This is a genomic window from Pseudomonas sp. NFIX10 (assembly GCF_900111955.1).
GTDB classification, from domain to species: domain Bacteria; phylum Pseudomonadota; class Gammaproteobacteria; order Pseudomonadales; family Pseudomonadaceae; genus Aquipseudomonas; species Aquipseudomonas fluorescens_AA.
Genome location: NZ_FOKH01000017.1, coordinates 107412 through 124624 on the forward strand (window position 1 = coordinate 107412; position 17213 = coordinate 124624).

Below are 17213 nucleotides of genomic sequence, written 5' to 3' on the forward strand. Positions count from 1 at the left end.
GAGCCGCCTGCTTCCTATCCATAGCGGGCGGCCTGAGGCCCGCGACAGAGGTCTGAATGACGTCCCCTACCGCTCCCCATAAACATTGGCCGACACCTATTCGGGCTCTGGCGCATCGTGATTTCCAGGTTTACTTTCTCGGCCAAGCGGTTTCCACGCTAGGCAAATGGGTGCAGCAGGTCGCGTTGACCTGGCTGGCCTATCACCTCACCGGTTCGGCCTCATTGCTGGGGTTACTGACCTTTTTATCGTTGGCGCCGCAGCTGTGTATCGGCCCGCTCGCCGGAGCCTGGACCGATAAACACGACAAGCGTCGGCTCCTGTTGATCGCCCAGGCTTTCCTGGCTGCTCAGTCGCTGTTTCTTTCGGTGATGACCTGGCTGGGCGGCATGAACAGCTATTGGCTCATCGCGATGGCGCTCGTGCTTGGCGTGCTCAATGCGTTCGAGACGCCTCTTCGCCAAGCGCTGATCGGCAGCTTCGTTGCAGAGCCGGCGGACTTGCCCAATGCACTGGCGCTCAATGCCATGCTGATCAATGCGGCGCGTTTCATTGGCCCCCCGCTGGCGGGCGCGCTCATCGCGTACAGTGGCGAAGCGGTGTGCTTCCTGGTCACCGCCTGTGCATTCTCCCTGTTGTTGCTTGCCTTGATGAAGGTCAAAGGGGTGCCCTCGGCCCGGGTGGCTGGCAAGACCGGGCAGATCTTCCGTGAGGGCCTCACCTACATGTGGGGCACGCTCGAAGTGCGCCGCTTGTTGCTGGGCGTGGTCGTGGTCAATCTGCTGTCATCCATCTATGCCGTGTTGCTGCCTGTCATCACCCGCCAGTCCTATCAAGGCGACGCCACCACGCTTGGCTGGTTGTGGGGCGCGGCCGGAGCCGGTGCTTTCGTGGCCTCGCTCTGTCTGGCGTTGGGCGGTTCGTTGCCTCGACTTGCCCGTTTCATCGTGGTTGCCGCCGCGTGCTGCGCGTGCGGCCTTACCGGTCTGGCGCTGAATATGCCATTGGGATGGGCCATGTTGTCCTTGGCGATTCTGGGTTTTGGCATCACTGCCAGCAACGTCAGCAGCAACATGCTCCTGCAGAGCCAGGCGCCCGCCGAGTTGAGAGGTCGTGTGGTCGCTTTCTATCTTTCCATGCGCTTCGGCTTCGAGGCTGTGGGTGGCCTGTTCGCAGGGGTTGTTTCGGTTTTCTGGGGAGCCCCGGCGACGATGGGGATTGCCGGGGCGTTGTTGCTGGGCTATATGCTGTTCGATCACTTCTACTGGCGAGCGCGTTCGCGCCCCACTAGCACTCAGTAGCGGGTTTTGCAGCAGCATCGGACTTTGCCTGCTGCTTGGCCGGATCGCCCAGCCACAACATCAGGCAAGTGCCCAACATCAGAATAGAAGCTACTGCATAGAACGGTCCGGAATACGACTGGGTGGTGTCCTTGATCAGACCGATCATGAAGGGGCCGACGAACCCGCCGAGGTTACCGATCGAGACGATCAGTGCCAGACCGCCCGCAGCCGCACGTCCGGTCAGGAACGACGACGGGATTGCCCAGAACGTCGCCTGGAACGACAGAATGCTGGCAACCGCCAAGGCCAGGCTGGCGATCTTCAATACCGGTTGGTCGATCAACGCCGCCGCGACCAGTGAGATCGCGGCGAACGCGAGGGCTCCCACCACATACGGCAGACGGTGCTTGCTGCGGTTAGCCAGTCGAGCCCAGATCGTCATGGATATTGCGCCCAAGACATAAGGCAAGGCGGCGATCAGCCCGACGGTGCTGTTCTCCATGCCAAGGCTCTTGATGATCTGTGGCATCCAGATGCCTATGCCGATCGAACCGACGATGCAGCAGAAGTTGATGGCTGCCAGCACGAAGACCTTTGGATTGGTCAGTGCGCCGCGCAAGGTGTTGCCATGAGAGGCGCTGATCGAAGCCTGCTCACTGCTCAATTTGTTTTGCAGCCAGGTCTTTTCCCGCTCACTCAGCCAACGCGCCTTGGCCGGGGTGTCCACCATGACGAACAGGCAGGCAATGCCCAGCAATACGGCAGGGATCGCTTCGGCGACCAGCAAGAATTGCCAGTTTTTCAGGCCCAGGATCCCGTGCATGTCCAGCAGCCATCCCGACAGCGGGGAGCCGAAGATATTGGCGGTCGGGATGCCCAGCAGGAACGCTGCCGTGGCCTTCGCCCGCCATTTGCCCGGAAACCAGTACGTGAAATACAGGTACACGCCTGGGGTGAAGCCTGCCTCTGCAAGCCCCAGCAGGAAGCGCATGATGCTGAAGCTGACGGGGCCCGTGGCGAACGCCGTCCCCATCGAAATCAACCCCCAGGTGATCATGATTCGCGCGATCCAAATGCGTGCGCCGAATCGCTGCATCAGCAGGTTGCTCGGGATTTCGAAAATAAAGTAGCCGAAGAAGAACAGGCCCGCCGCCCATCCGAACAGGGTGGCGGTCAGGCCAAGGTCTTTGTTCATGCTGATGGCGGCGAAGCCGACGTTGGTTCTGTCGAGATAGCTGATCACGTAACAGACAAAGATGAACGGAACGATGCGCAACAGAACACGGCGCAGCAGCTGTTCACCTTCAGCATCGGAGAGCGGGGCGGTGGTCATTTTTTCCGGAGTCATGGCGTCACTTCTTTTATCGTTGTTGTAGAGGACTTGTATGTGGTCTCGCGGCGCTTTAACTATGTGAATACATCTGCAGGCCTTTTACAGGTGCGCGAACCTGCAGGATGGAGCCCGACTCCGATTCGGTGATGAACAGCGTGCGGCCGTCAGCGCCCCCGAAAGCGAGGTTGGTGTTGCTGATGCCTTCGCAGGAAACATAGCGCTGGATCGGTTCGCCGACCCTTGAGAGTCGCCAGACCGACCCAAAACCGGTATGGGCGATATACAGATTGCTTTCGTCATCGAGCGCCAGGCCGTCCGGGCCACCGAGCCCGCCGTGCAACTGCGCGAAGACGCCGACCTTGCTAATGATCGAGCCGTTACCCAGCGGGATACGCCAAATCTGTTGTGCGCGAGTGACCGCAATCAGCAAATGATTGAGTTTGGGGTCGAACACAATCCCGTTCGGGCTGGGAATGGTATTGATCAGGCAAGTGAGGTTGCCAGCAGCATCCAGTTTGTAGACGCGCCCGGTAGGGTCTTGCAGGCCGGTCTGGCCTTGATCGGTGAAGTACATGTCGCCCGCTGGTGAGAACACCAGATCGTTCACCCCCTTGAAGCCTTCCGAGCCAGCCGATTCCAGAAACGGCTCGATCTTCCCGGTTTGCGGATCAAGCAACATGATGCCGCGCTTGTAATCGGTGATGAAAATCCGACCGTCCTGGTGAATTTTCAGGCCATTCGGCCAGCCGTCGTATTCACTCACCAGCGTCCACTCGCCAGTGGGGGAAATTTTGAAAATCCGGCCGTAGGGGATGTCCGTGACATAGAGGTTGCCTTCTCTGTCGAAAGAGGGGCCCTCTAGGAATGAGTCGATTATTTTCCCCTGCCGATTGGCGTCGGCCCATGTCGTGCGGCGTGGATTGCGAAAGCGCTCAGGGAGGCGAGTGAAAACAGTTGTTTCAGTGGCGGTTGGGGCGGGGAAGAAGCTCATAAGTGCTCCTGCAGCGATCCGGCCGTGGCGGCGCGGCATTATTGTTAAAATAGAATTGCGTTCCAAAAATAAATCATTTTTGGATTGTGCGCGAGCGCTTTTGCAAGCACGTCGTCGCCTGCCACGGTGGGTCAGCCGACGCAAGAAGGGTGTAAGACGAAGGTGTTTTTGGAATTTGATTTTGATAATGCCACTGACAAGACGCCCATACGCCCATCAGCAATTCGAAATTTATCAGCACGGCGGCAGATAGCTCAGCGAAGGAGGGGGAGAAGGCCTCGGTTAAATGACTACACGTTCAACCTGGCCGAAGGCGAGACGCCTGAATCCAGATAGCCGTAAATGTAGATCTCAGCAGGATCGCGAGGTGGTAAGCAGGCTGGCCAGTATCAACGGGAATGGCACCATCAAAACCCAGGTTGACCAGGTCCGGTTCGTCGACGAAGACGTCGACTACGCGTACCGGATTGGTATCGCTGACGTAATCGTCGAGGCTCTCGGGAAGTAAGGTGCCTTGGCCTCGATGTCCACCTTGGATAAAACGCTTAATGGGCGATCCCTGTTTTGGTTCTGGTTATCCGTTCGCACGCTGGTCATGGGTTTGAGGCTACCTTCGGCGTTCATGGAATGCAGAGCTTTCTGCAAACACATCCGCCATGAAGTCCATGAAAACGATGGCTCGCTTGGGCAGCAGCCGATTCGCTAGGTAAACGACCTGGATCGGTACCCGTGGTGCTACGTAGTCGCTAAGCAGCAGCTGAAGATTGCCACTTCTTAGCCCTTCCTCATAAAGCCATTGAGGGCCTTGCGCGATTCCTAATCCTGCATTGACGTACTCACGTATCGCCTCGGGTGAATTGACCCGCAGGCGACCGGAGACCGGGACATCAATGTCTTTAAACCGCCAGTGAGTACCGGTGGATAGCAGAGTGTAAATAAGGCAGTCGTGTTCCTTCAGGTCATCAGGCGAAGAGGGAGAGCCACGTTTCTCCAAGTACTCTCGGCTGGCCACACACACACGCTCGAACCACGCCAGTGGCCGGGCACGCATTGCGCTGTCCTCCAGGTGGCCAATGCGAATCGCGAGCTCGGCTCCCTCGTCGACCAGATTGACGTAGCGATCATTGATCTGGAGATCGAGCGACACTTCTGGATAGAGTTCCAGAAAGCTGGCCACATGGGGCACGATAAAGGTGTGCGCCAATGCAGTCGGGCATGCGACGCGCAGTAACCCAGACGGCGCCACGTTCCCTCTTAGAGAGGACTCTGACTCTTCTACTGAGTCCAAAATACGTCGCGCATCTGCGTAGTACCGCTCACCTTCCGGTGTGAGCGTCAGCTTTCTTGTCGATCGATGAAGCAGCCTGGTTTGCAGATGATCTTCGAGTGCGGCGATGTAACGGCTGACGTTCGGTTGTCCGAGTCCAAGATCACGTCCCGCAGCTGAAAAACTGCCGGTCTCGACGGCGCGTACGAAGCAGCTCATCAGTAACAACCGATCCATCACATGCCCTCTTTCATGCGGATTTTGCATGAGATGTATTCTATCTGGCTATCTTATCAACGCTATAGCATGAATACGTAGTTGCTCTCAGAAGGTCAGTCGTCCGACTGGTCGTCACACATGGGAGGAAATTTACATGTCCCGTTTACAAGGCAAGCGTACGCTCATCACTGCGGCACAAGTGGCATTGCTCTGGAGACCGCAAAGCAATTTCTCGCAGAAGGCGCTCGGGTGATCGTCACTGGTGTGCGAGGCGTCGCGTTGCTTTTATCGAAGCTGTTTTTCTTGATCGGCATTGCGGGCATGGGGTGGGCATGGCGACTCCGGGATGATTGGCCGCCTTGGTGATATAGGTTTAGCTTTTCTTGGAATCCGCTGACAAGCGTTACGGTACGGAGGGTGAGGTAAATAACCGAGCGCCCACGGCCTGATCTGGTTCTCTACTTCTGACGTCAACTCATGCCAATTTCTTAGAGGCTTTGCTTTGAGTGACAAAATGGCGGACGAGACTTATCACTAATCGGTTCAGACCCAGACCCAGACCCAGTCAAGCGCGATGGAGCGTAAGTCTATCGGGAGATCTGGTTGTTCCTATGGAAAAACGGGCTGCACAAAGGCTTGACTCATGCAGTGACGCGCTCGTCCATTCAGTGAAATTCAAGCATTGCAGTTGCCGATACCTCCTAGCGCGGGATGTGATTGGTAGCTAGAAGTCAAGAAGCGTTAAGGTCTAGCCTCCTTCCAAGCGTTGGTAGGCAGCGACCTGCCCCTATAAATACAAGAAAGAGGGCTCTGGATATGAGTAAATTCTTCGGTGCCAAGGGCAGGCGCGTCGCCATCATCGGCGCCGGTCCTGGTGGAATCGCAGCGGGCGTTGCCCTGAGCAAAGCCGGGTTCAACGTTAAAGTCTTTGAGCGTCACCCCGAACTTCGCCCACTAGGCGGCGCTATCATTCTTAATGCCACTGGCATCGTGATTTTGCGCAGCCTCGGTGTTCAGGTAGACGACATTTTCGCAGCTGGCTTGCCTGAGTTTCGGCGTCACGACGGCCGCGTCCGGGTGAATTTCGACATCGATATGGAGCTGATGAACCAGGCTGGCGTCACCGGTTGGCAGTCCGGGATGATGCGCTCGGAACTGTACGAGCGCCTGTTGGTGGCTGCTCCGCAAGGCATGATTGTCCCAAGCCATACCTTCAGCCATTACAAGGAAACATACGACGGCGTCACAGTACATTTTGCCGAAGGGCAGAGTTACGAGGCCGATTTGGTCATCGGCGCCGATGGTATCCATTCCAAAGTCCGTGAACAATTGTGGGGCGTTTCAGAGCTTAAGCATTTGGGTATCGCTGTCTGGTTGGGATGGTGCGAGCTCTCTGGGCCGGAACGTAAGAAGATCGTCATTCAGCATGACCATGCCTTCCAGATGGGCTATGCGCCATTGCTGCACAAGGGCAAGGAATGCTTCGAATGGTGGTTCGTCGAAAAATGTGCAGTGAACCAAGCCGAGCCGGGAGATCCAGCTGCGTATGTGAAAGAGCGTATTGGTGGTTTCTCATATCCCAGCCCGCAAATTATCGAGGCCACCGACAGCTCGCATAACTTGTTCCGCTGGGTAGTCAAATACCGAGACCCCTTGAAAAAATGGTCGAAAGGGCGAGTTACCATCATGGGAGACGCGGCGCATCCGACTTCTCCCTACGCCGCGTATGGCGCGGGTATGGCCATCGAGGACGGTTATTTTCTGGCTAAGTACCTTCAGGGTCGCGACCTTGGCAACCTGATAACTCTCGCAGCCGGACTTGATCGCTATGACGAGCAGCGGGTTCAGTACACCAACCAAACAACCGCGTTTGCGCGTTTTCTTGGACGGATGTACCACGGCGTACCTGCGCCATTCGACCGCTTGCGCGACCTGTTCTTGGACCACTCTAATCTGCCGGCGAAGATGATCAGCAAGGGCGTGACTCGGGACGCACAGGCGTTGCTGCGCGCCGTACTCAGTCCGGTCTGACTGAGACTGACCTCATCGAATAATTGTAAAGGTGAAGACACCATGAGTGTATCCGTCGTGAATGCCTCAGGCGACGCTTCAGTGACACCCACCCTCGCTACATTTCCGGTCAATCAATGGTACGTGGCGGCACTGGCCTGGGAGCTGAAAGACACCCCCCTAGCACGAACACTACTGGGCAACCCCGTTGTTCTGTTTCGCTGCGCAGATGGTTCGGTCGCTGCGCTGCAGGACCGATGCTGTCATCGGGCATTGCCTCTCTCCAACGGCACTTTGGAGGAATGTGGGCTGCGGTGTGGTTATCACGGCCTGTTGTTCAATGCTCAAGGCAAGTGCGTCGAAGTGCCAGGCCAGGAGCGGGTCCCGAGCAAGGCATTAGTGCCGGCTTATGTGGTGCGAGAACGGGATCAGATCGTGTGGATCTGGCATGGCAGTGGAGCAAATTCGCAACCGACCTCTGAGCCACCCTCTTATGAGGTGCACAACGATAAGCAATATCTCTTTGAAGGTGATGTTTACCACTACGATGCCCCCTACCAACTGATCCATGACAATTTGCTCGACCTTAGTCATCTGGGCTATGTGCACTTGCGCACTATTGGCGGTAACGCGCGTATTCATATGAATGCCGAGATGAAAGTGGACAGTGATGAGAACAGCGTAAAGGTAGTCCGACACATGCTCAACTCTGTGCCGCCTCCAACCTATACTGCGGCGTATCCCTTCACCGGCAACGTCGATCGATGGCAGGAAATCGAATTTCACATTAGCCATCTACTCATCTGGACTGGCGCGGTAGATGCGGGCTCCGAGCCGATCGACGATGCCGAGCGCGCCGGCTTTCACATGCGTGGTTTTCATGGAGTAACGCCGGAAACGGAGACAAGTAGCTACTATTTCTGGACCATGGCCACTAATCCTCCCACTAACGCGGAGGAGGTAAAGGCCAAGGTCATCGAACAGACCGTGCTGACGTTCGATGAAGACAAGGTCGTGATCGAGGCGCAATACCGGAACATGTGCCGGTTTGGTCAGGCCCCGACGGTTGACATACATGTAGACGTTGGCGCGAACCGTGCGCGTCGAATCATCGAGCGGCGTCGGTCAGTCGACTGATCGACGTCACTCCAATAAGCGAGGATAAAAACAACATGGCTTATCTGCGAAACACCTGGTATGTCGCTGCCTGGGATGAAGAAATCAAGGCGCAAGAGCTCTTCAGTCGGCGCTTGCTGGATGAACCGCTGGTTTTTTCAGAGAACAGTCTGGCCAGGTAAAAGCACTGGCTGGTCGTTGCCCTCATCGTTTTGCGCCACTGTCAAAGGGCGTATTGTGCGACGACTCGGTGCGCTGCCCTTATCACGGCTTGGAGTTTGACGGAGAAGGGCAATGCACCCGTAATCACCACGGTAATGGCGCCATTCCCAAAGCTGCCCAGGTACGCGCGTATCCTGTCGTGGAGAAGTACCGCGTGATTTGGATCTGGATGGGCGAGGCGTCGATGGCTGACGAGTCGCTGATTCCAGATTTTTCCTGCATGGACCCTCAGCACTTCTATGTAGCCAAGCGCTACCTCTATGCCCGTGCCAACTACATGCTGGAGTCCGACAACATCCTCGATCTGTCTCACATCCAATAGTTACATCCCTCAACGCTGGGCAGCGTCGACGTCAGCACCGCTATCACCAAGGTCGAGCAGGAGGGGGCTACGGTCTGGTCCTATCGTCAAACGGTGAGCGAGATCATGCCGGCATTTCTCTACGATGCCATGGGCATCGCGCCCGACACGCCCGTGGACCGCTGGACCGACGTGCGTTGGAACGCGCCCGCGAGCATGCTCCTTTTGGCCGGCGCGGTGCCCACGGGGCGACCTCGTAATGAAGGTCTTGAGACGGCGCTACCGCATTTGTTTACCCCTGAAACCCAAACGACTAGCCACTACTGGTTTTCGTTTCCGATGCCTTTAGAGATGGGGGAAATGGGCAAGCAAATCGCTGAAGGGCAGGTGTCGGCCTTGGGGTGCCTTTTACCGAGGAGGATCTGCCGATGCTTGAGGCGCAGCAGATGGTGATAGGCGATAGCGATTTCTGGTCGCTCAAGCCAGTCCTGTTACCCGGAGATGCAGGTGCGATTCGCGCGCGGCGTGTGCTGGACGGTTTAATTGCCAAAGAGATTGAAGCCGTCCAGCAATAAAAACACCAATGTTGCGAACGATGAGGCCGCTGCAAATAGCGGCCTCATGTCTTTGGCCGGCTTATCGGTTATTCAGGCTTGCCGCCCGGCATCCATTTTTCCCGATGCTGGAACAGGAAGTACTGTGAGGTATCGGCGCTGGAGGGCTCGACCCGCGGCGCCCAGTGGTCATCGTGCAGGTCCATGTCGGCGTCGTATTCCACGTGGCAGCCCAGGGGGCTGTTGAAGTACCAGAACCAGTTCGAGCCCAGTTGATGGCGGCCCGGGCCCCAGAACGACTCGTAGCCTTTTTCCACGAAGCGGGTGCCGGCCAGCATCACCTCGGTCGGCCCGGCCATGTGGAAGGTGAAGTGCTCGATGCCCTTCATGAACGGCGGGGTCTGGATGAAGAACAGGGTGTGGTGGTCCTGGGTGCCCGCAGGGCGCAGGAACGGCCCGGTACCGATGAAACGGTCGGTGCAGACGAAGCCCAGACGCGTGTAGAAGGCCTCGGCCTTATCGGCGTCGGGCACGAAGTACACCACGTGGGAGAGGCTGCGGGGCAGGGCGGGCATGGCGTTGCTGGCGCCCAGGCTGTTGACCTCGCGCAGGGTGGCCGAGCCCGGGGCGTTGCTGATTTCACCCGGCAGGGCCAGCTCGCGGCGTTGGGTGATGCGAAAGCCCAGGGCGAAGCCCATGTCGTCTACCGCGTGCAGCACGCCGTCGTCGCTGCGGCTGACCTCGCGGTCCTTGCGCAGCTCGGTTTCGATGGCCTGCAGGGTGGCTTCGTCGGCCACGCCGTACACGGTTTCGCGCAAGGTGCTGGCGGTGCCCATGGCAGCGGGCAGGCTGGCATGCTCGCGGGGGCGAATCAGCACGCCGGTGCCGTCCAGCGCTTCCAGGTAGCCGCCCTGGGCGTCGACGTCGAGCGGCTTGAGGCCATAGTCGATCAGGTATTGCACGCAGGCGGCGACGTCGTCGACGCCGAATACCAGGTAATCCGGTCCGATAATATTCATCAGCTGTCTCTCTTGTCAGGGCTCAGGCGGTACGGCCGCCGAGGGTTTCGGCGACCCAGTCGGCGATGTACTGGCCGGCGTTGATGCTGTTGTCGAAGCTGGAGTGCTGCACGCCGCCTTCGCGCTCGGTGAAGATTTTCAACTCCCGTTGCGGGCTGTTGACCAGTTGCTCGTAGGTGCGCTGCGCCCACTTCAGCGGGATCTGGCTGTCTTTCTCGCCATGGGTCACCAGGAACGGCACCTTGATGCGGTCGAGCACGCCGTCGAGGTGCACGTTTTCGGCGATGGTCATGAATTCGTCGGTGTCTTTCGCGCCCCACACCCAGCACACGTGTTTCCAGTAGTGCGGCACCGGCAGGTTACCTTCGTTGGCCAGGCGGCGCTTCTGCACGTCGCGCCAGTCGTGGTTGGCCCCCCAGACCACGCCGCAGGCGAACCGCGGTTCGAAGGCCACGGCCCGCGGGCAGTAGTAACCGCCCAGGGACACGCCTTCCAGGCCGATGCGGTTGGGGTCGATGTCATCGCGGGTTTCCAGCCAGTCCACCACGCGGCTGGCCCAATGCTCGCTGTCGTAGCGCGCGGTCAGACCCTGCAGGCGCAGGGCTTCGCCAGTGCCGGGCTGGTCGATCACCAGCGAGGCGATGCCGCGCTTGGCCAGCCAGGCGGGCAGCCCGACGCGGTATTTCATTTCCTTGGTGGAGTCCAGGCCGTTGACCTGCACCAGGATCGGCGCCGGCCCCTCGACACCTTCGGCGCGGGTGTAGAGGCCCGACAAGTGCGTGCCCTCGTAGGGAATCTCGACCCGTTGGCAGTTCTCGGCCGAGAGCGCCAGGCCGCGAGCGAAGGTATCGAGAAAGCGCTGGTACAAAGCCTCACGGGCCGGTGCGCCATGGGCCTGCAGGCGCTCGCAGGTGATGTAGTAGGTGGCCGCGCGGTTGTATTTTTCGCCGGCCGAGAACAGCCGCCCGCGAGCTTCGTCTTCCTCGGCCAAGCTACAGAGTTTGTCGGCCATTTTCGACCAGGTCTCGCGAAACGCCTGGGTACCGGTAGCGTCGGGGTGCTTGGCGCTCTCCTGCAGCGGCGCGCACATTTCCTCGATCTCGCCGATACGGGCGCCCATCTCGATGGCCAGGTCTACGGAGAGGTTCCAGACGTAATTGGTGGGGAAGTAGCGAAACATATTGTTATTGTCCTTTTGACAGTCCCAGGGCGCGACCGAACCGCGCGGTGCACCAAGGCACGAGCACGTTTTCTTGGCCGCTGGGCAAAACTCGCACGCTTGCCAGTAATCGACAAATTGCGAGTGCCAATGCCAGCCATCACCATTCGCGATGGCTGAGACCCGTCGCATCGGCGCGGTGCTGTCAGGACTGGCACGAGGTCATTTGAGGGTAGGCATTTCTAAGGTACGGACGGTTTCCATCAGTTTGCCTCGTAACCACACAAGCATCGCGTCGCCGTCAAGGCTGCGATGCCACGCCATGTACTCACGCATGACTGGGATTTTTACTGGTGGAGGGAGAAGGCGCAGAGGTAGCAATTGAGCATAAAGCGATGCCAGGCGGCTGTGCATCGTCGCGATCCGCTGCGAGCCGATCAGCAGGTGCGGAATGGTGTTGAAATCGTGTGTGAGTACTTCGACACGACGTTTGCAGCCATATTCATGCATGAACCACTCTTCAATCGCCGGGGTGCGATTGCGACCGAATGCAGCGGCGACATGGCCTAGCTCCAGATAATTCTCCAGGGTGAATGGTTCCCGAATGCTGGCGTTGCCCTCCCAGACCACACACACGTGCTGCTCTTCGAACAACAACTGCGAAGGATGCTCGGGGTTGATGTGCTGTTCAGGAGCGATCATCAACTCGATCTCGCCGCGCATTAGCATCTCAACGGCGGTCTCGCCGGGGCTCATGAGCTCAAAAGTGACAGAGGGAGCTTCTCTATTGATGCGATGGATGACCTCGGCAAATAGCACGTTGATCAGGTAGTCAGAAGCCATGATGCGAAAGTGTCGTTTGCTCTGGGCGACATCAAAAATGGGCTTGGCGGCGATGGACGTCTGGATCTTCAGTAAAACCTCGCGCACTGGAATCTGCAGATCCTTGCCTAACCGGGTTGGCGTCATCGTCCGTCCGATCTGAACGAGCAAATCATCCTCGAAGTAGATACGCAGCCTGCGCAGAATCCCGCTCAAGGCGGATTGTGTCATGTGCAGTCGGCTGGCGGCCCGGGTGATGTTTTGCTCTTCGAGCAGGATATCGAGCGCCACGAGCAAGTTGAGGTCCAGATGATTGAATCGCATGGTATCAGGCTCAGTGTTGTATTTATTTTTGAAATACTTTCCATGGCAACTCACGATTAGTCAACGACCGCTTTCCTGCCTATTGTCTGCCTCATAGCCAGCGGGGGTGGCACCCGCCAGTGTCAATTTTCCAGTGGGCCGGTGCGTCGATTCCTTGCCGCTGAACGCCGAATAAAACAAAAACAAAGGGAACGCCTAATGAGCGAAATCAATAAGGTTCTGGTCGTAGGAGGCGGTATTGGCGGCTTGTGTGCCGCCATCGCGCTACGCCGCGAGGGGATACCGGTTGACCTGGTCGAGCTCAAGTCGGACTGGACAGTCTATGGGGTCGGCATCATCCAGCAGAGCAATGTCGTGCGGGAAATGGCGCGCCTTGGTGTGCTGGATCGCTATCTTGAAGCAGCCTATAGTTTCGAAGACGTCGGTATCTACGACCTTGAGGGCAAGCCGCTGGCGCGCATTCCCGGGCAGCGTCTGGCAGGCCCCCAATACCCCGCTAACGTAGGCATTTCTCGCCTTGCGCTCCATAAGGTGCTGAGCGGTACGGCGATCGAGCTTGGCGCCAACGTTCGCCTGGGCATGAGTGTAGAAGCATTCGAGCAGGAAGAAGAGGGGGTCGACGTCACACTCACCGACGGCACTCGCGAGCGTTACGCTCTGTTGGTGGGCGCGGACGGGGTCTACTCGAAGATCCGCAGCCTGCTGTTCGGTGACAAGTACAAGCCCCGCTTCACTGGCCAGGCCGTGTGGCGGTACAACTTCCCCCGCGATCCCTCGATCGACCATCTGGCGAGCTATATGGGACCGGGCGGCAATGCCGGCCTGGTGCCGATTTCGAACGACCTGATGTACATGTTTTCCACCTCCCATGAGCCCGAAAATCCCTGGTATCCGCCGTATGAGTTGGCGCCGCTGATGCGCGCCCGTATCGCCAATATTGGCGGGCTAGTCGGTAGCTTGCGCGAGCAGATCACCGACAGCAGCCAAGTCGTCTACAAGCCCATGGAAGTGGTGTTCGTCGACGAACCATGGTTCAAGGGCCGCGTGCTGCTGATCGGCGACGCCGCCCACGCCACCACACCGCACCTGGGGCAGGGCGCCGGGATGGCCATAGAGGATGCACTGGTGTTGAGCATGGAGCTGGTCGGTGAGGGCAGTATCGAAGCCAAGTTGCAGCGCTTCATGGCGCGGCGCTTCGAGCGATGCAAGTTCGTGAGTGAGAAGTCGGTGCTGGCCGGCGACCGCGAGATGGCCATGGATCAGACCTTCGACCGAATTGGCCTCACCAAACAGATGCTCAAGCTAACCGCTGAGCCGATTTGACCGTTGCAGGCCGACATTACGCGTGCTGGCCCGTGCAATGCACACCGAGCAAAAGAGCAAGGTAGCGGCAATGATCGACGTTATTGTGACCCGCAAGATCCGTGAAGCCGAAGGCATCTACAGCTTCGAACTTGTCCGCGCCGACGGTTCGGCACTGCTGCCATTCAGCGCAGGCTCGCACATTGACGTGCACCTGCCCTCTGGCCTGATACGACAGTATTCGTTGTGCAACCACCCCGACGAGCAGCATCGCTATCAGATCGGGGTATTGCTGGACCCTGCTACACGCGGCGGCTCCGAGGCCATGCACGCGCTAATGGAGGGCAGCACGGTACAGATAAGCGAACCTCGCAATCTGTTTGCGCTAGCTCACGGTGCGAGCCGATCGCTGCTGTTCGCCGGGGGCATCGGCGTTACGCCCATTCTGTGCATGGCCGAGCGCCTCGCACAAATAAGTGCTCCCTTCCAGCTGCACTATTGCGGTCGTTCAGCGGCAAGTGTCGCCTTCGCCGAGCGGATCCGCCGATCGAGCTTCGCCGGGCAGGCGCACCTGCACTTTGACGATCAGCCGGAGACCCGTCTTGATGCAGCAGCAGCCTTGGCGGGCTACAGCACCGGCGATCATTTGTACGTCTGTGGGCCGGGCGGCTTCATGGCGTTCGTGCTGGAGCAGGCGAGGCAGGCGGGCTGGCCCGAAGAAAGCTTGCACCGTGAATATTTCGCCGCGCAGCCTCCAAGCGCGAATGAAATGGAGGCCGGCAGTTTCGAGGTGGTGCTGGCCAGCAGTGGTCGGGCCCTGTTGATACCTGCCGAGCGCACGGTTGCCGAAGTACTGCTCGAAAGTGGCATCGATCTGCCGCTGTCGTGCGAGGCAGGCATCTGCGGTACCTGCCTTACTCGCGTACTGGAAGGCGAACCGGATCACCGGGACATGTTCATGACCCCCGCCGAGCAGGCGTTGAACGACCAGTTCACACCCTGCTGTTCGCGGTCCAAAAGCGCGCGCCTGGTGTTGGACCTCTAGCTAATGAATGCATCGATGCTTTTGCGAAGCCAGACTGATAACGGGGTCTACCTCTGCCCGCAGGATTCGATTGCGGAAGGGTGCGCGCGGGGTTTTGATCCGCACCGGCAAGGGCGCGACACATTATTGGTCGTCCGCTGGAAGGGCGCGTTGAGCGCGTGGCTCAATCGTTGTCCGCACCTAGACGTCGCCATGCAGTACCGCAAGGACCGTTTCATGTCCGCAAACGGGCAGCACATCGTCTGCTATGCCCACGGCGCATTATTTCTGCCGGACAGCGGGGTGTGCGTGCTGGGGCCGTGCCTGGGCCAATCCCTGCAACGGCAGACAATCACCGTGGACGCACAGGGCGGTGTCTGGCTATGCACACCCTCTGCCTGCGACCTCATGCCATAACAACAAGAGAACCCCGCCATGTCCCGTACCCACGTTAACTGCAAGACCCTGTTCACCGGCCTCGAGGACACCGCGCGGCAACAGCAGCGCCTGGTGATCGAGAACGGCGTGTTTACCTACGTCGGCCCGCAGACCTCAGCGCCCGCTATCGTGCCCGGTGAGGAGATCATCGATACCGGCGAGCACTTCGTCATGCCGGGCTTGGTCGACGTCCATACCCATCTGGTCTTCGGCAACGCCAAGAGCGAGGAAGACGTCGACCTGCATGTCTCGCCCGAATTTCGAGCGTTGCGCGGGTTGTTCTTCACTCAGCATGTGCTGGCCGCCGGCTACACCTCGGTGGTGGTGCCGGGTGATGCCGGCCAGTGCAGCATCTCGGTGCGCAACGCGATCAACGCCGGCATGTTTACCGGGCCACGCATCGCCGCCAGCAGCAATGTGATCTCCAACCGCCAGAGCCTTAACGACTGGTTCCCCAGTTGGGTCGGCACCCCCGACTATTTCAGCGGCCGGCTGTGCGAAACCCGTGACCAGCAACTGGCCGAGATTCGGCGGCAAGCCAAGGATGGCGTTGACTTGATGAAGATCGCCATGGATGGCCCGCATTTTCGCCCCAACGGTGAGCACATTGCGGCGTTCACCGAGGACGAGACGCGCTTCATGGTCGACGAGATCCACCGTCTCGGCAAAAAGGTCGCGGTGCACGCCTATGGCCGCGAGGCCGTGCTCTATGCCGCGAAGGCGGGCGTTGATGTGATTTTCCATGGGTTTTTCATGGATGACGCCTGCATCGAAGCGATCCTGCAATCGGGCAGCCACGTGGCGCCCACCCTGACCATGCTGGCTAACAATACCGAGTTCGCTGAACCGTACGAGGCCTCGACCAAGTCGGGTTATGCCGCCATGCAGCGGCGGGTGATCGAGGCGGGCTGTCGCAACCTGCGTCGCGCCTTTGAGGCGGGCGTGCCGTTCATGACCGGCAGCGACAGTGGCTTTGCCATCACGCCCTACGGCGAATGGCATGCCCGGGAAATCGAGATTCTGGTCGACTGGATAGGCCTCACCCCGGCGCAGGCACTCCGGGCAGCGACGTCGGTGTCGGCAAAGATGATGCCGGCCGCGCAGCAGGTCGGTGCGCTGGAGGTGGGCCGCCGCGCGGATTTCATCCGGGTCGATGGGTCGCCGCTCGATAACGTCGGCATCCTCCAGGACCGTCAGCATATCTGCGGCGTCTATCTGGGCGGTAAACGCATCGAAGCCCAGGTGCCGGGGTACGACCCCAATCGGGTGACTGACTTCAATACGGTGAAATGGTCGGAGATGCATACCCGTCAACGCGCCGTCGACATGGGAAAACGCTCGCTCTCCAAACTGAACCAGCAATGAGGTCGCACACATGACTCGACTGACCCTGGCCATTGCCGATCGCATGGCCGACGAAGCGTTGCGCGAAGGCGCTTGCCAAGGCTTTGCGCCCCTGTGCGTGGCGGTGCTAGACGCCGGCGGGCATCTGCTGGTGCTCAAGCGCGATGAGCGCGCCAGCCTGCTGCGCCCGCAAATTGCCAAAGGCAAGGCCAGCTCCGTGCTGAACATGGGCTTTGGCGGTCGCGAACTGGCCCGCCGCGCCGAGCGGATGCCGGCTTTCTTCGGCGCCCTGAGCGATCTCGCGGGCGGCAACATGGTGCCGGTGCCGGGCGGCGTACTCATCCGCGAGGAAAGCGGAGAGCTTCTCGGCGCGATCGGTATTACCGGCGACACCTCTGATAATGACGAATGTTGCGCCTTGGCCGCCATCGCTGCGGTTGGGCTGAGCGCCGATACCGGCGACTAATACACCCTTTCCAGGAGAC

At 59.1% G+C, this 17213-nt stretch carries 18 protein-coding genes and 3 pseudogenes; 14 read left to right on the forward strand and 7 right to left on the reverse strand.

The genetic code is table 11. From position 1 onward, the window contains the following. The first annotated feature begins 56 nt into the window (after positions 1-56). On the forward strand, positions 57-1301 hold the full coding sequence (locus BM321_RS17000; RefSeq protein ID WP_092443509.1) for an MFS transporter: 1245 nt from the start codon (positions 57-59) through the stop codon (positions 1299-1301). Here BM321_RS17000 and BM321_RS17005 read toward each other — a convergent pair. The 4 genes and pseudogenes from BM321_RS17005 to BM321_RS17020 all read right to left on the reverse strand — a co-directional run bounded on the left by BM321_RS17005 (position 1288) and on the right by BM321_RS17020 (position 5111). After that, complete coding sequence (locus BM321_RS17005; protein WP_092443511.1) at positions 1288-2631, reverse strand: MFS transporter; 1344 nt, start codon at positions 2629-2631, stop codon at positions 1288-1290. The genes BM321_RS17000 and BM321_RS17005 overlap by 14 nt on opposite strands. A 55-nt stretch (positions 2632-2686) precedes the next feature. Continuing rightward, positions 2687-3607 carry an SMP-30/gluconolactonase/LRE family protein gene (locus BM321_RS17010; RefSeq protein WP_092443513.1) on the reverse strand — a complete coding sequence of 307 codons (921 nt, stop codon included), beginning with the start codon at positions 3605-3607 and terminating at the stop codon, positions 2687-2689. Between the two features lie 299 nt (positions 3608-3906). Continuing rightward, positions 3907-4157 (reverse strand): annotated as a pseudogene (locus tag BM321_RS17015) (transposase); the annotation flags it as partial. A 57-nt stretch (positions 4158-4214) separates the two neighbouring features. Continuing rightward, positions 4215-5111 (reverse strand): LysR family transcriptional regulator, encoded by an 897-nt coding sequence (locus tag BM321_RS17020; protein ID WP_175534972.1) that lies wholly within the window; start codon positions 5109-5111, stop codon positions 4215-4217. A 136-nt stretch (positions 5112-5247) separates the two neighbouring features. Here BM321_RS17020 and BM321_RS31340 point away from each other — a divergent pair. The 8 genes and pseudogenes from BM321_RS31340 to BM321_RS30975 all read left to right on the forward strand — a co-directional run. Then, positions 5248-5360: pseudogene (locus tag BM321_RS31340) on the forward strand (short-chain dehydrogenase); the annotation flags it as partial. Positions 5361-5909: 549 nt separating this feature from the next. After that, positions 5910-7124: an FAD-dependent oxidoreductase gene (locus BM321_RS17025; RefSeq protein ID WP_092443517.1), complete on the forward strand. Its 1215-nt coding sequence runs from the start codon at positions 5910-5912 to the stop codon at positions 7122-7124. Positions 7125-7166: 42 nt separating this feature from the next. Next, entirely contained in the window at positions 7167-8240 is a 1074-nt protein-coding gene (locus BM321_RS17030) for an aromatic ring-hydroxylating oxygenase subunit alpha (RefSeq protein WP_092443519.1), read from the forward strand. Between the two features lie 35 nt (positions 8241-8275). Continuing rightward, positions 8276-8401: a Rieske (2Fe-2S) protein gene (locus BM321_RS30955; RefSeq protein WP_256573490.1), complete on the forward strand. Its 126-nt coding sequence runs from the start codon at positions 8276-8278 to the stop codon at positions 8399-8401. A 5-nt stretch (positions 8402-8406) separates the two neighbouring features. Beyond that, positions 8407-8466: pseudogene (locus BM321_RS30960) on the forward strand (hypothetical protein); the annotation flags it as partial. 129 nt (positions 8467-8595) lie between these two features. Continuing rightward, positions 8596-8763, forward strand: a complete 168-nt coding sequence (locus BM321_RS30965; RefSeq protein WP_256573489.1) for a hypothetical protein — start codon at positions 8596-8598, stop codon at positions 8761-8763. A 42-nt stretch (positions 8764-8805) separates the two neighbouring features. Further along, positions 8806-9195, forward strand: a complete 390-nt coding sequence (locus BM321_RS30970; protein WP_256573495.1) for a hypothetical protein — start codon at positions 8806-8808, stop codon at positions 9193-9195. Continuing rightward, a complete protein-coding gene (locus BM321_RS30975; RefSeq protein ID WP_256573488.1) occupies positions 9171-9317 on the forward strand; it encodes a hypothetical protein in 147 nt (48 codons plus the stop codon). Before BM321_RS30970 ends, BM321_RS30975 begins: the two co-directional genes overlap by 25 nt. A 68-nt stretch (positions 9318-9385) precedes the next feature. Here BM321_RS30975 and BM321_RS17040 read toward each other — a convergent pair whose 3' ends face one another. The 3 genes from BM321_RS17040 to BM321_RS17050 all read right to left on the reverse strand — a co-directional run bounded on the left by BM321_RS17040 (position 9386) and on the right by BM321_RS17050 (position 12620). Next, on the reverse strand, positions 9386-10315 hold the full coding sequence (locus BM321_RS17040) for a VOC family protein (protein ID WP_092443521.1): 930 nt from the start codon (positions 10313-10315) through the stop codon (positions 9386-9388). Positions 10316-10337: 22 nt separating this feature from the next. Next, positions 10338-11495: an alpha/beta hydrolase family protein gene (locus BM321_RS17045; RefSeq protein ID WP_092443523.1), complete on the reverse strand. Its 1158-nt coding sequence runs from the start codon at positions 11493-11495 to the stop codon at positions 10338-10340. A gap of 201 nt (positions 11496-11696) precedes the next feature. Continuing rightward, positions 11697-12620, reverse strand: a complete 924-nt coding sequence (locus BM321_RS17050) for a LysR family transcriptional regulator (RefSeq protein ID WP_092443525.1) — start codon at positions 12618-12620, stop codon at positions 11697-11699. Positions 12621-12818: 198 nt separating this feature from the next. On the opposite strand from BM321_RS17050, the gene BM321_RS17055 reads away from it, so the two are divergent. From BM321_RS17055 to BM321_RS17075, 5 genes are all read left to right on the forward strand, one after another. Then, positions 12819-13943 (forward strand): FAD-dependent oxidoreductase, encoded by a 1125-nt coding sequence (locus tag BM321_RS17055; protein WP_092443527.1) that lies wholly within the window; start codon positions 12819-12821, stop codon positions 13941-13943. A 70-nt stretch (positions 13944-14013) separates the two neighbouring features. Continuing rightward, positions 14014-14967, forward strand: coding sequence for a PDR/VanB family oxidoreductase (locus tag BM321_RS17060; protein WP_092443529.1), 954 nt, complete (start codon positions 14014-14016; stop codon positions 14965-14967). Positions 14968-14982: 15 nt separating this feature from the next. Further along, on the forward strand, positions 14983-15363 hold the full coding sequence (locus BM321_RS17065) for a Rieske (2Fe-2S) protein (RefSeq protein WP_092443531.1): 381 nt from the start codon (positions 14983-14985) through the stop codon (positions 15361-15363). An 18-nt stretch (positions 15364-15381) separates the two neighbouring features. Next, positions 15382-16749, forward strand: a complete 1368-nt coding sequence (locus BM321_RS17070) for a metal-dependent hydrolase family protein (RefSeq protein WP_092443533.1) — start codon at positions 15382-15384, stop codon at positions 16747-16749. A gap of 10 nt (positions 16750-16759) precedes the next feature. Then, complete coding sequence (locus BM321_RS17075; RefSeq protein ID WP_092443535.1) at positions 16760-17194, forward strand: GlcG/HbpS family heme-binding protein; 435 nt, start codon at positions 16760-16762, stop codon at positions 17192-17194. The last annotated feature ends 19 nt before the right edge of the window (positions 17195-17213 follow it).